The sequence below is a fragment of the Paenarthrobacter sp. TYUT067 genome, assembly GCF_023656375.1.
Lineage (GTDB): Bacteria > Actinomycetota > Actinomycetes > Actinomycetales > Micrococcaceae > Arthrobacter.
In genome coordinates, this window is record NZ_JAMOIT010000005.1 from 119969 (window position 1) to 132927 (window position 12959).

General features: G+C 62.0%; 13 protein-coding genes. 7 read left to right on the plus strand and 6 right to left on the minus strand.

Translation table 11 applies throughout. From position 1 onward, the window contains the following. Positions 1–8: 8 nt before the first annotated feature. From MOD31_RS06105 to MOD31_RS06115, 3 genes are all read right to left on the minus strand, one after another. Complete coding sequence (locus tag MOD31_RS06105; protein WP_223940653.1) at positions 9–2258, minus strand: RNA degradosome polyphosphate kinase; 2250 nt, start codon at positions 2256–2258, stop codon at positions 9–11. Positions 2259–2361: 103 nt separating this feature from the next. Beyond that, the gene (gene mshD / locus MOD31_RS06110; protein WP_223940652.1) at positions 2362–3333 is read right to left on the minus strand and encodes a mycothiol synthase; all 972 of its coding nucleotides are present in this window, start codon (positions 3331–3333) and stop codon (positions 2362–2364) included. Between the two features lie 242 nt (positions 3334–3575). Continuing rightward, entirely contained in the window at positions 3576–4274 is a 699-nt protein-coding gene (locus MOD31_RS06115) for a response regulator transcription factor (protein ID WP_142938338.1), read from the minus strand. A gap of 260 nt (positions 4275–4534) precedes the next feature. On the opposite strand from MOD31_RS06115, the gene MOD31_RS06120 reads away from it, so the two are divergent. The 7 genes from MOD31_RS06120 (at position 4535) to MOD31_RS06150 (ending at position 10591) form a co-directional block, all read left to right on the plus strand. Next, positions 4535–5269 (plus strand): permease, encoded by a 735-nt coding sequence (locus MOD31_RS06120; RefSeq protein ID WP_142938339.1) that lies wholly within the window; start codon positions 4535–4537, stop codon positions 5267–5269. Between the two features lie 166 nt (positions 5270–5435). After that, positions 5436–6035: an FABP family protein gene (locus tag MOD31_RS06125; protein WP_142938340.1), complete on the plus strand. Its 600-nt coding sequence runs from the start codon at positions 5436–5438 to the stop codon at positions 6033–6035. 62 nt (positions 6036–6097) lie between these two features. Further along, positions 6098–6820 (plus strand): flavodoxin family protein, encoded by a 723-nt coding sequence (locus MOD31_RS06130; RefSeq protein WP_166839893.1) that lies wholly within the window; start codon positions 6098–6100, stop codon positions 6818–6820. A 39-nt stretch (positions 6821–6859) separates the two neighbouring features. Further along, on the plus strand, positions 6860–7945 hold the full coding sequence (locus tag MOD31_RS06135; protein ID WP_223940651.1) for a folate-binding protein YgfZ: 1086 nt from the start codon (positions 6860–6862) through the stop codon (positions 7943–7945). After that, the gene (locus tag MOD31_RS06140) at positions 7942–8334 is read left to right on the plus strand and encodes an ankyrin repeat domain-containing protein (protein ID WP_166839897.1); all 393 of its coding nucleotides are present in this window, start codon (positions 7942–7944) and stop codon (positions 8332–8334) included. Before MOD31_RS06135 ends, MOD31_RS06140 begins: the two co-directional genes overlap by 4 nt. Positions 8335–8460: 126 nt before the next feature. Beyond that, complete coding sequence (locus tag MOD31_RS06145; RefSeq protein ID WP_142938344.1) at positions 8461–9090, plus strand: PadR family transcriptional regulator; 630 nt, start codon at positions 8461–8463, stop codon at positions 9088–9090. Further along, positions 9074–10591, plus strand: a complete 1518-nt coding sequence (locus MOD31_RS06150; protein ID WP_142938345.1) for a DHA2 family efflux MFS transporter permease subunit — start codon at positions 9074–9076, stop codon at positions 10589–10591. The genes MOD31_RS06145 and MOD31_RS06150 overlap by 17 nt, the downstream gene beginning before the upstream one ends. Before the next feature lie 116 nt (positions 10592–10707). Here MOD31_RS06150 and MOD31_RS06155 read toward each other — a convergent pair whose 3' ends face one another. The 3 genes from MOD31_RS06155 to MOD31_RS06165 form a co-directional block, all read right to left on the minus strand. Continuing rightward, entirely contained in the window at positions 10708–11457 is a 750-nt protein-coding gene (locus MOD31_RS06155; RefSeq protein WP_250820121.1) for a GNAT family N-acetyltransferase, read from the minus strand. 17 nt (positions 11458–11474) lie between these two features. After that, positions 11475–12500 (minus strand): 6-phosphofructokinase, encoded by a 1026-nt coding sequence (locus MOD31_RS06160; protein WP_018776708.1) that lies wholly within the window; start codon positions 12498–12500, stop codon positions 11475–11477. 199 nt (positions 12501–12699) lie between these two features. Beyond that, positions 12700–12948 carry a PspC domain-containing protein gene (locus MOD31_RS06165; RefSeq protein ID WP_142938347.1) on the minus strand — a complete coding sequence of 83 codons (249 nt, stop codon included), beginning with the start codon at positions 12946–12948 and terminating at the stop codon, positions 12700–12702. Between the last annotated feature and the right edge of the window lie 11 nt (positions 12949–12959).

A 12959-nucleotide genomic window follows, 5' to 3' on the forward strand; every position in this document is an offset into this window, starting at 1 on the left:
CTGGGTCCTTACCGCCGGGCCGCAGCACGTTGGCGCGAGCGGGAAGCCAGGAGCCAGGACTGCATGTCCAGCAACGGCTTGCCCTCGTCATCCAAGTGATGCCTTGTCCAGTGTCCGCTGCTGTCCAAGTGCCAACTGGCTGTCCCGTCGTCGACGTAGCGACGCATCAAGTCCATGACCGTTGCCGTGTCCTCCTTGCTGGCCAGCTGAACCAGCGCCTCAACGCGGCGATCCAGGTTGCGGTGCATCATGTCAGCGGAACCGATGTACACCACTGGCTCGCCACCGTTGCCAAAGGCAAAGACGCGTGAGTGTTCAAGGAAGCGACCCAGGACGGAACGGACCCTGATGTTCTCGCTGAGTCCCGGGACGCCGGGCCGCAGGGAGCAAATACCGCGCACCACGACGTCAACCCTCACACCCGCCTGGGAGGCTCGGTAAAGGGCATCAATGATGGCTTCATCCACCATGGAGTTGACCTTGATCTGCACCAGTCCGGGAGTGCCGGCCTGGGCCCTGCGGATTTCGCCTTCAATCCTGTCCATCAAGCCCGCACGCACCGATCGCGGCGCTACAAGCAACCGCTTGAACGTGGACTTCGGGGCGTAGCCGGAGAGCTGGTTGAACAGTTTGGACAGATCCTCGCCCACTTGCTCATTGGCTGTCAGGAGGCCAAGGTCTTCGTAATAGCGGGCGGTGCGCGGGTGGTAGTTGCCGGTGCCGATGTGGCAGTAGCGGCGCAACCCGTCCACCTCCTGGCGCACCACCAAGGACAACTTGCAGTGAGTTTTCAGGCCCACGATGCCATACACCACGTGAACGCCCGCTTGCTCGAGCTTTCGCGCCCAGGAGATGTTGGCCTGCTCATCAAAGCGGGCTTTGATTTCAACGAGGGCCAGGACCTGCTTGCCTGCCTCAGCAGCATCGATGAGGGCGTCAACGATGGGGGAGTCACCGGAGGTCCGGTACAGGGTTTGCTTAATGGCCTGCACCTTGGGGTCCGCGGCCGCCTGCTCCAGGAAAGCCTGGACGGAGGTGGAAAACGAGTCATACGGGTGGTGGAGCAGAATATCCCTTCGGCGCATCGCGGCGAACACGTTGGCGGCCTTCGAGGTCTCGGACTCGTTGAGGTACCGGGACGTATGCGGGACATGCTTGGGGTAATGCAGATCCGCGCGATCAATGGCACTGATGGCTGACAGTCCACGGAGATCCAACGGCGCGGGAACGGAGTAGACCTCGGACTCTTCAACACCAAGCTCCCGGATCAGCAGAGCTTTGATGTTCGGGTTGATGTCCGTGGTTACTTCCAGACGTACCGGAGGGCCGAAGCGGCGGCGCAGCAGTTCCTTCTCCAAGGCCTGCAGGAGGTTCTCGGCGTCGTCTTCTTCTACTTCCAGGTCCTCGTTGCGGGTGACGCGGAAGGTGTGGTGCTCCAGGACTTCCATGCCCGGGAACAGCTTGTCCAGGTGGACAGCGATGACTTCTTCCAGGGCGATGAATCGGGCCACGCGGCCCGGGATGGCACCGGCACGGGGGCCGTCCACTGAGATGAGTCGGGGGAGTTGGTCCGGGACCTTCACACGGGCGAAGAGCTCTTTGTCGCTGATCGGATTGCTGACGATCACGGCAAGGTTCAGGGAGAGGCCCGAGATGTACGGGAATGGGTGCGCCGGGTCCACCGCCAGCGGAGTCAGGATGGGGAAGACCTTCTCCTGGAACATAACGCTGATCCGGTGGCGTGCATCTTCGTCCAGCTCATGCCAGTGCATGATGTGGATGTGCTCATAGGCCAGTGCCGGGCGAATTTGCTCGGCGAAAACCCTGGCGTGGCGTTCCTGCAGCCTATGGGCCTCTTCGCTGATTTGCTCCAGCACTTCAATGGGGCTCAGCCCTGCAGGGGAGGGCACGGCCAAACCTGTGGCGATGCGCCGCTTGAGGCCGGCCACCCGAACCATGAAGAACTCGTCCAGGTTGGACGCGAAAATGGACAGGAAGCTGACGCGTTCCAGCAGGAAGAGGTCAGGATCTTCAGCGAGCTCCAGCACGCGGGAGTTGAAGGCCAGCCAGCTGAGTTCGCGGTCCAGGAAGCGGTCCGGGGAGATGTCGCCTTCGGGCTCCAGGCTCGGTGCGAATTCCGGAATATCGATGCGGTCCTGAGTGGCTCGCGAAGCCGGCACTTCCGATGATCCGAAGCGCGGGGGCAGTGTTGCTCCCTTCGAAGTGGATCCGGCGGTGCCGACGGGGTCCGGCTGCATGGGGTTCTCCTAAGCTCAGGACGGGGTTTCCTCCCACATTACAAGCAATTCCGGCGCTCGAATCCAAGATGTCACCTGCTTTCAGGCAAGTGATCCCGTCAGGTTAATTTTTGGTTAAAGGCCCATACATCACATCGGTGTCCCAACGAACAAAGCCGAGTTTCTGATATAGAGCTACTGCTGCCTCGTTGTCTGCGTCCACGTACAGCATCACGGCATGCAGGCCTTGGTCCTGGAGGTGCTTGATGCCCGCAACGGTAAGGGCCTTGCCCAGACCCAAACCCTGCGCCGCAGGAGTCACCCCCACCACGTAGACCTCGCCGATGGCCGGGTGCGGACCCTGCCGGGGGTGGACCTTGGTCCAGTGGAATCCCAACAGCTCGCCTTCACCATTGACGGCCAACAGGAAACCTTCGGGATCGAACCAATCTTCAGCCTTGCGAGCCTCAAGGTCCGCCAGTGTCATGGAACCTTGCTCTGGGTGGTGGGAGAAAGCGGCCCTGTTGGCTTCCAGCCAAGGCTGCTCATCCTGGCCCGGCACGAAGGTGCGGATCGAAATCCCGTCCGGAAGTCCGGCGTCGGGCAGTGCGGAGGTTGAGGACATCAGCCGCATCTTCCACAATTCGCGCACCGGACCGTAGCCAAAGCTCGTGGCGAGCTCGGCGGCCGCTTCGTGGTTGCCGTGCGACCACGCACTTAAACCCTTGAGGCCCCGCTTGCCCTGCAGGGCACCCAGCAGCTTTCCTGCCACGCCCTGATTGCGGTAGCTGGGGTGGACGGCCAACTCCAGCACGCCGCTCCCGTCATCACTTTCGACGACCACCGCGACCCCCGCCAGGTCATCAGCGGTGGCAGGATCTGAGTCTTCGTCAGGGGCATATAGGACCAAAGACAGGACAGAGTGGTCCCCGGCGTCTGCGCCGCGCAGCATGACCAACGTCTGCTCGGAGAAGGGGGGATTCCCGTCCGATTCCCCGGCAGCGGCGGCCAGGGCCGTGACGTCCTTGAGGAGCTCACTGTCCAAGGCGCCGGCAATAATCAGTACGGGCCAGTTTTCCGGGTGCGCGTGACTCATGATGCAAGGCTATACGTCCAGTGCAAGCTGCGTGATTTGATGTCCTCGGAAATGGGAGGTAGTCTCGTTATCTCGTTCGCCTCGCGGTTTATCCGTGAGTCAGCGCAGGGGGGATCCACCAGTGGGGTGGCCTCGATACGTTCGACCCGTATGTCCTCCACCAAGTAGCTAAGTAAAAGGCCAGGATCCTTGTGGATCCTGGCCTTTTTCTTGTCTAATCCAGTGGTCGCTCGGAACAAACTTCAGGCTTCGGACAACTCTTCGTCCGTGAGACGGACAAGGGTCAGCCGGTAGCCAACGTTGCGGACAGTGCTGATCAGGTTCTCGTGATCCACGCCCAGCTTGGCGCGAAGCCGCCGGATGTGGACGTCCACGGTCCGGGTGCCGCCGTAATAGTCGTAGCCCCAGACTTCCGTCAGCAGCTGCTGACGGGTGAACACCCTGCCCGGGTGCTGGGCGAGGTACTTCAGGAGTTCGAACTCCTTGAACGTCAGGTTGAGGGGCTGGCCGCTGACACGGGCGGTGTAGCTCGCCTCGTCAATCACGACGCCGGCTGCCCGGATTTCGGTCTGGGCTTCCTCTTCGCCGGGCACGGCACGCGCCATGGCGAGCCGAATACGCGCCTCGACTTCTGCGGGTCCGGCCGAGTCCAGCACGATGTCATCTACGGCCCACGCGGACGAGACAGCAGCCATGCCACCTTCCGTGAGGATCAGCATGAGCGGTGCGCTGAGGCCGGTCGCCTTCAACAACTGGGTGAGCGAGCGGGCGCCCACTAGATCTTTGCGGGCATCAAGGAAGACGATGTCCGTGGGGTCGGTCTCCAGGAGGGCCGTGGGTTCTGCCGGGAGGATGTGCACACGGTGGTTCAGCAACTCCAAGGCAGGCAAAATGTCCACCGATGAGCCGGTGCTGTTCGTTAGGAGCAGGATGTGCGACATAGTTCCTCCAATGGGCTGTACGCGCATCATCGGGCGTCGAAACCGGCTTCTCACCGGTCGGTCACAACACATGCGCAGCCTCTACCGTTGTAACGGGATTGCGGCAAACACAGTGCGCTGTTGAAGTCCGAGTATACCCATCAGTGCCTTGCGACACATGGATTCGTGACGGGCAAGCACTGGAATTACGACATATTGGGCCGGCTTAAGGCAGGATTGTCGGGAGGTCGTAAGGCACATCGGATTGAGGTCGGCACACAGTGAAGTCTTGGAGCATCGGGGTATTCGGACTCGTGGCGCTCGTAGCCATCGTGGCCAGCACCTTCGTTTCCCGGGAAGCCATGGTGGGTGCAGGCATCGCGGCGTCCGCGGCGGTGGGGATAGGCTGGCCGCATTTCCTTGCTGTTCCCGCCAAGAAGACGTTGGCCGCCGTTATTGGGCTTGCCGGTGCAGGATCGGCCGTAGCCGCTGCCTACATGCCGGCGCCGGGATTCCTGGACGGTACCCCGGCGTTCGTAGCGCTGGGTGTGATGGCGGTGTTCGTGGTCCAGCTCATCAGGGGGACAGGGCAGGCCCAACGCCTGGAGTCCACTCTTGGCTGCTCCGCCGGTGTGTTGCTGAACTGCCTGGGCGCGGGGTGGATCGCCAGCGCGCGATTCAACGGCGTCAAGGAGATGGTCCTGGTGGCGGGCCTCAGCGCGGCAGTTGCCCTCATTGTGGGAATCATTCGCTGGCCGGATCGCATTGTGGCTCCGCTCGGTGTGGTGATGGCCGGACTCATGGGACCGCTGGCAGGTCTGGTCTTCTCGGATATCGCCGTACTTCCCGCAGCCCTGGTGGGCGTGGTGGTGGGATCCGTTCTGGTGTGTTTCCGCCGAATGACCACCCTTCGGCGGGGGCGACTCAATATCCCGGCGGCGATCGGAATGGGCGTGGCGCCCGTTTGGGCTGTGGGGGCCTTGGCTTACTTCATAGACAAACTACTCATCTACTAACGGTTAGGATTGCATCATGTCTGTACTCGCATTTGAAATCTTCTTCCTCGTTCTCCTTGGCCTGGCCAGCGTCGCCATGGCATGGTTTGCGGGTTTTGTCGTCTACCGCCTTTTCAAGGGCCAGAAGTAACCCTTCTGATCCTGCAGCCCAACAGAGGTAATCGTTGTGCCTATTGAGATCCCCACAGATCTGACGCCTGAACTCGTCCCCCTTTCCTGGCTCATTGGTGAGTGGGAAGGCCGCGGCCGGCTCGGCAGCGGAGACGAGGACTCCGAACATTTCGTCCAGCATGTGTCATTCACGCACAACGGGCTCCCGTACCTGCAGTACAGGGCCGAGACCTGGCTCAGCGATGACGCCGGCGAAAAGTTGCGCCCGTTGACTGTTGAGACGGGGTTCTGGGCTTTGGAGCGGAAGCTTGAAGAAGGCGACGGAGGCCCGGGTCTGATCCCGGCCGACATCGTCCCCGTTCTCAAGACTGCCGACGAAGTCGAGGAGCGGCGCAACAAGGAGGGCGGTTTCGACATCTCCGTATCGATCTCCCACCCTGGCGGAATCACTGAGCTCTACTACGGCCAAATCAAGGGACCCCAGATCCAGCTGAGCACCGACATGGTGATGCGCGGAAGCCACTCCAAGGAGTACACAGCGGCAACACGGATCTTTGGCTTGGTTGATGGCAACCTCCTGTGGCGCTGGGACGTCGCTGCCAGCGGCAAGGCCCTTGAAGCGCACGCCTCGGCATTCCTCAACAAGGTTTCCTGACCCGAGGCCTCACCGTACGTTCCAGCACGCAGCAAGCAAGCAGCCAGCAGAAGGAGCAGAAAGTGAACACCCACCTCAAGCCGGAAGGTTATGAGGGCCTTAAGGCCGTCTTCTTCAATGGCACCCTGAAACCTTCGCCGCAGCTCAGCAACACTGATGGCCTGATCAAAATCAGCCGGGACATCATGGAGAAGCAGGGCGTCACAACCCGGCTCTTCCGGACAGTGGACCACGACATCGCCAGCGGTGTGTATCCGGATATGCGCGAGCACGGATGGAAGACCGATGAATGGCCGGAGATCTACCGTGACGTCCGCGACGCCGATATTGTCGTGGTCGCCGGGCCTATCTGGCTGGGCGACAACTCGTCCCAAACCAAGAAGCTCATCGAGCGGTTATACGCCCATTCGGGCGAGTTGACCAGCAAGGGCCAATGGGCGTTCTACCCCAAGGTGGGCGGTTGCCTCATCACTGGCAACGAGGACGGCATCAAGCACTGTTCCATGAATGTGCTGTACAGCCTGCAGCACATCGGCTTCACCATTCCTCCCCAGGCCGACGCCGGGTGGATCGGTCCTGTGGGTCCGGGTCCCAGCTATCTGGACGAAGGATCGGGTGGGCCGGAGAGTGATTTTACTAACAGGAACACCACCTTCATGACGTGGAACCTCCTCCACATGGCCAAGCTCCTGCGCGATGCCGGGGGCATTCCGGCCTACGGCAACTTGCCGGAGGAATGGAAAGCGGGCACCCGATTTGATTTCGAAAACCCGGAATACCGCTGATACCGGAATACCGCTGAGTCGCAAGGACTTCTACTACATATGACTTACAAGAGCCCTCTGTTGTCGCGCCCCGGCGCCGTCGAGGACACCGGCCTGGACGCCGGCGTCGCCGCTCACTATGGCGAACCGCTGCGTGAGCAGCGCGCCCTGGCAATCGGAACCGCCGTCGTCGATCTTTCGCACCGTGGCGTGGTGACCGTGACTGGCCCGGACCGGCTCAGCTGGCTCAACACGCTCTCGTCCCAACAGGTCACCAACCTTCAGCCCGGCGTTGCCAGCGAACTGTTGCTGCTCAGCGTTCAGGGCCGCATCGAGTTCGATGCCCGCGTCATTGACGATGGCACCACCACATGGCTGATCGTGGAGACTGCCGAGGCAGGGCCATTGGCTGAATGGCTGAACAGGATGAAGTTCATGCTCCGCGTCGACATTGAGGACGTCTCTGAGCAGTGGGCCGTGGTGGGTGCCACCAAACCGCAGGAGCAACTGACCGGGCGCTTGGTGTGGGAGGATCCCTGGCCGCACGTAAGCCCCGGCGGCTACGCCTACAGCATCGTTCCCGAGGAATCGCATCCCGGGCTCGAGCGCCCTTGGTTCGAGTACCTTGTCCCGGCGGCCCAACTGGAGCAATCCGTGGAGGGCCTTCCGTTGGCAGGCGCCATGGCAGCGGATGCCCTGCGGATTGCTGCTTGGCGGCCCCGCCTCGGTGCCGAGACAGACGAGAAGACGATTCCCCACGAACTGGACCTTTTGAGGACCTCAGTACACCTGAACAAGGGCTGCTACAAGGGCCAGGAAACCATTGCTCGTGTCCACAACCTGGGCCACCCGCCGCGGCGCCTCGTGTTCCTGCAGCTTGATGGCTCACAGCACACACTGCCAGCCGTTGGCAGTGTTGTATTTGTCGGGGAGCGCAAGGTGGGTACTCTGACATCGGTGGCGCAGCACTTTGAAATGGGACCCGTTGCTTTGGCCGTGATCAAGCGGTCCGTATCGGCGGAGGAAACCCTGACGGTGATGGACGGTGAAGAACCTTACATCGCAGCCCAGGAAGTGATCGTCGCCCCCGACGCCGGCCAGGTTGTCGGGCGCCAGACCGGATTCCTGAAGGGACCCCACAGATGAGCCAAGCTACAGGCCCCGACGACGAAACGTTGGCCCTGGCCCACGCCCTGTTCGATGCTGCCCGCGAAGGGGACACCGAACTGCTGCGAGGCTACTTGAGCGCCGGTGCTCCTGCCACCCTGACCAACGCCGCCGGCGACTCCCTCCTGATGCTGGCCGCGTATCACGGGCACGAGGAAGCCGTACAGCTCATCCTCCATCACGGTGCCGACGTCAATGCCGCCAACGATCGCGGACAGACTCCGCTGGCCGGGGCGGTCTTCAAGGGATACACCGGCGTCGCCCGGGTGCTGCTGGATGCTGGAGCAGATCCCGACGCCGGAACTCCCTCCGCGCGCGATGCCGCCACAATGTTCGCCAGGTCAGAGATTCAGGCCCTGCTGGACTAACGCAACTAGTGCTTGGAAAGCCCAGCCGCCTGGCGGCTGGGCTTTCTGTGTTTCCGGGCTCCTTTGCATCCCTATACTCCACGTGGAATAGTTGTTGCGGAGTATTTGATCCGGAAAGGGGTTGTTATGCCCAAGGCCGCTGCTTTGACCCCACTGGGGGTAGCCGCGCTGGCCCTTTTGGCGGAGGGGCCCATGCATCCTTACGAGATGTACCAGTTGCTGATGGCCCGTCATGAGGACCGCCTTGTAAAAGTGCGCCCCGGGACCCTGTATCACGCCATGGGCCGGCTCGAGGAAAGCCGGCTCATCGAGGCTACGGGAACCGAACGCGAAGGGAACCGCCCGGAACGGACCACCTACCGGATCACTTCAGCCGGACATGTTGCCCTCGATGCCCGTCTGCAGGCCATGCTGTCCACCCCTGTGAATGAATACCCCGTCTTCCCTCACGCAATCGCCGAGGCCCACCACCTTCCCGCGGAGGTGGTGATGGGGCTGTTGGAGGAGCGGGTTGTTGCACTGAATGCCGATCTCGACTTCCTCGTCCACGCCGAAGCCACCGTGACGGGCAAGGGACTGGCCCGTAAATACTGGATCGACATCACGTACCAACAGGCAATGCGCCGAACGGAGATCGCGTGGATCCGCGGCCTCCTTGAGGAGTTGGGCAACGGGCGCCTGCCCTGGGATGAACCCCAACCGGCTCCAACCGAACTTATAAGCAAACCAAAGGAATCCCTTGGAAAACGTAGCTAAGCCGTGGCCCGCGCTGTGGTCACTCGTGGTGGGTTTCTTCATGATCCTCATCGACACCACCATTGTGTCGGTCGCGAACCCGCGGATCATGGAGGGCCTCAACACGGATATCAACGCCGTCATTTGGGTTACCAGCGCCTACTTGCTGGCCTATGCCGTGCCCCTGTTGATCACGGGCAGGCTGGGTGATCGGTTCGGCCCCAAGAACCTTTACCTGATCGGCCTGGTGGTCTTTACCCTCGCTTCCCTCTGGTGCGGGCTCTCCGGCGACATCACCATGTTGATCGCTGCGCGCGCCGTCCAAGGCTTCGGTGCCGCCATGATGACGCCTCAGACCATGGCCGTGATTACGCGAATCTTCCCGCCGGACCGCCGCGGCGCAGCCATGGGGCTGTGGGGAGCTACGGCAGGAATGGCAGTACTGATCGGCCCCATCCTTGGTGGTCTGCTGGTGGACAGCCTTGGCTGGGAGTGGATCTTCTTCGTCAACGTCCCCATCGGCATCGTGGCCTTTATCCTTGTCACGCGTTTCGTGCCGAAACTGAGCACTCACACCCACACGTTCGACGTCGTGGGCGTGGTGCTGTCCGCCGTCGGTATGTTCTTGCTGGTGTTTGGCATCCAAGAGGGCCAAACCTACAAGTGGGGAACGGTTACCGGGTTCGTTTCGGTGTGGGGTTTGATCATTACCGGACTTGTAGTCCTGGTTCTGTTTGTCGCCTGGCAGTGGCTTCTTGAACGCCGTGGAGGGGAACCACTGCTGCCGCTTGGCCTGTTCAAAGACCGCAATTTCTCCCTGGGAAACAGCACCATCATGGCCGTGGGCTTCACGGTGACAGCCTTCCCGCTGCCCACCATTTTCTACTACCAAACGGTGCGGGGCCTGACGCCAACGCAGTCTGCCTTGCTGATGATTCCCATGGCTGTTATTTCGGGTGCGCTCGCTCCGTTCGTCGGCAAGCTCATAGACCGCGCAAACCCGCGCTGGTTCGCATCCTTCGGCCTCGTCTGCCTTTCCGGAGCATTGTTCTGGACCGCGTCCCTGCTGGGCCCGGACACTCCTATCTGGATGTTCCTGCTGCCCAGCGCATTGCAGGGCGTTGCCAACGCCTTCATCTGGGGTCCGGTGTCCAACGCGACCACCCGCAACCTGGAACCACGCCAGGCAGGGGCCGGTTCCGGCGTTTTCAACACCACACGCCAGATCGGTGCTGTGTTGGGTTCGGCTGCCATTGCTGCCCTCATTCAGTCTCGGCTCGCGGCAGAACTGCCTGCGGCTCCAGCCGGAGCTCCTGCGGGTGAAGCCTCCATGACCGGAGTGTTGCCGGAGGCGCTGCACGCGGGATTCTCGACGGCGATGAGCCAGTCCATCCTGTTGCCCGCCTGTGCGATTCTTCTGGGAGCGGTGATGGCACTGTTCTTTGGCAAGCCCAAGTCGGTGCAAGGCTGGGGCGGAAAGGCCCCCGAGGTACCGGCCGTTCAGGAAACAGTGGGCAAGTAGCGCTGACATTTTCCGGACAACAGCGCAGGACCAGCCCACTTTTGGGGTGGTCCTGAGCTGTTGTAGGGCAGGATCAATCCCTTCCGGGTTCAAAGCCGGGCCAGTTCAGTTCTGTGTCAGCCGAGGATGACGCTGGCGTGGAGCCCGCCCGTGGCAAATCCCAGGCTGCGGGCCATCGCCAGCGCACCGGTGTTACTGACATCGGCCTTCCACTGGAGAGTCAGGCCGGAGGCAAGTGCTTCATGTGCAGCGATGGAAGCGGCCAGGGTGCCCAAGCCTCGCCGCCGCCAGGGAGGTGCAACCAGCACGCCCATATTGGCCAGAATGCCCTCCCACTCGGAATAGGCACCGCAGGCCACCGGCGTGGGCTGATCTTCCTCGGGATGCATGATGGTGAAGCGATGTTCGAGCCCTTGAAGGCCAACCTCGTTGACGTCATCCGGGGGACACAAGCCCTCAAGGCTGATGGCCTCGGGGTTGCCTTGCGAAACCGTCAGTTCTTCGGATGGTTGCTGAAGCGGGAGATCGTCTGCAAAGAACAATGCGGAGGATCCAAGCCCGTGTCCGCCGTGCGAGCGAGTGATGGTCAACAGCGTTACGTGCTGGGCCAGTTCGGTATCGGGGATGGCTGCCGCTGCATCAAGGGCCCACTGCGGTCCCACTAGCGCCGAGACGCCAAACAGGCGAAGGAAAACCAGCGACCGCGCTGCGTCATCCACACGGGTAATGCGGTTGCCAAGGTCGCCTGGGTCCGCCGCGGAAGTGGTGAGCCGGGCAGCTGCGTTGGCGAAAGCGTCGTCGTCGAGCCCCAAACGACGAGCCCACGCCAGCTGGATGATGGCAGCGGACGTGGGCTCTAAGGTCATGGATTCAGCCTAGCCGACTAGCCGAACAGCACAGACGCTTCGTCGTAGCGGTGTTGTGGCACGGTCTTGAGCTTGCCCAAGGCTTCCTCGAAGCCCACATGGGAAATGTCTGTGCCCTTCAGAGCCACCATGGTGCCCCAGCGGCCTTCCACCACGGAGTCGATGGCGGCCATGCCCAGGCGCGTCGCCAGAACGCGGTCGTAGGCGGTAGGAACGCCACCACGCTGGATGTGGCCGAGGATCGTGGCCCGGGTTTCGATGCCGGTGCGGGCCTCGATCTCCGGTGCCAACTGGTCAGCGATGCCGCCCAGGCGGGGACGGCCGAACGTGTCCAGGCCGCGCTCGGAGTGCGGGGACTCCATGTGATCAGGGACGAAGCCCTCAGCAACCACCACCAGCGGCGCACGGCCACGGTCGTGGGCTTCCTGGACCCATTCGGTGATCTGCTCGATGCTGGCCTTCTGCTCGGGGATCAGGATGGCGTGTGCGCCGGCAGCCATACCGGCGTGCAGTGCGATCCAGCCGACGTGGCGTCCCATCACTTCGGCAATCATGCAACGGTGGTGGGATTCGCCGGTGGTGCGGAGCCGGTCGATGGCCTCAGTGGCAATCTGGACGGCGGTATCGAACCCGAACGTGTAGTCGGTGGCATCGAGGTCGTTGTCCACGGTCTTGGGGACTCCGACGATTTTCAGGCCGGCGTCGGTAAGCCGCTTGGCAGCTGCCAGGGTGCCCTCGCCGCCGATGGCGATGATCGCGTCAATGCCCAGGCGTTCCATGTGGGCTTTGATGACGTCGGGGCCTCCACCGTTTTCGAACGGGTTGGTGCGGGAGGTGCCCAGAATGGTGCCGCCCTGCTTGGCAATACCGCGGACCATGGTGCGGGGGATGTCGATGACATCACCTTCAACCACACCACGCCAGCCGTCGCGGAAGCCAACAAACTCCTGGCCGTGGATTGCGATGCCCTTGAGGACTGCTCCGCGGATCACTGCGTTGAGGCCGGGGCAATCGCCACCGCTGGTAAGAATGCCAATTTTCATGTTTGCTCACTCATGGCTTGGAGGAATACGTGCAGAGCGCCACGCTGAGCTCCCCATGATTGTAGACGCGCATGTGGGGTGGGACACAAACGGTTACTTTTGACCCTGGCCGTGCGGTATTGGAAACCTGGCCGAAAACAGCGAAACGCCCCGCCGGCCGGCAGGGCGTTTCGTGTTCTTCGGCCGCTGTAAACGAAAACTACCGGGAACGTTGGCTGATGAAGGATTCGAGCGCGATCTTGTTGTTCTGGTCCGGCAGGAGGAGCCAGCCCAGGATGTAGACCACGAATGCCGGCCCGGGCAGCAGGCAGAAAAGCAGGAAAGCCACCCGAACGTACGCGACGTCTACCCGGAGCTTTGCTGCGATTCCTCCGCAGACGCCACCCAGCCATCGTTGCGGTCCACGCTTCAGGCCGAAGCCCCTGACGATGCTGAAGAACTTGTCCATGGCTACAGCCT

Coding starts and splice junctions, on each gene's coding strand:
- MOD31_RS06160 (WP_018776708.1), bottom strand. CDS start 12,500: ATGAAAATTGGCATTCTTACCAGCGGTGGCGATTGCCCCGGCCTCAAC.
- mshD (WP_223940652.1), bottom strand. CDS start 3,333: ATGAGTCACGCGCACCCGGAAAACTGGCCCGTACTGATTATTGCCGGC.
- MOD31_RS06135 (WP_223940651.1), top strand. CDS start 6,860: ATGACTTACAAGAGCCCTCTGTTGTCGCGCCCCGGCGCCGTCGAGGAC.
- MOD31_RS06105 (WP_223940653.1), bottom strand. CDS start 2,258: ATGCAGCCGGACCCCGTCGGCACCGCCGGATCCACTTCGAAGGGAGCA.
- MOD31_RS06165 (WP_142938347.1), bottom strand. CDS start 12,948: ATGGACAAGTTCTTCAGCATCGTCAGGGGCTTCGGCCTGAAGCGTGGA.
- MOD31_RS06140 (WP_166839897.1), top strand. CDS start 7,942: ATGAGCCAAGCTACAGGCCCCGACGACGAAACGTTGGCCCTGGCCCAC.
- MOD31_RS06115 (WP_142938338.1), bottom strand. CDS start 4,274: ATGTCGCACATCCTGCTCCTAACGAACAGCACCGGCTCATCGGTGGAC.
- MOD31_RS06145 (WP_142938344.1), top strand. CDS start 8,461: ATGCCCAAGGCCGCTGCTTTGACCCCACTGGGGGTAGCCGCGCTGGCC.
- MOD31_RS06155 (WP_250820121.1), bottom strand. CDS start 11,457: ATGACCTTAGAGCCCACGTCCGCTGCCATCATCCAGCTGGCGTGGGCT.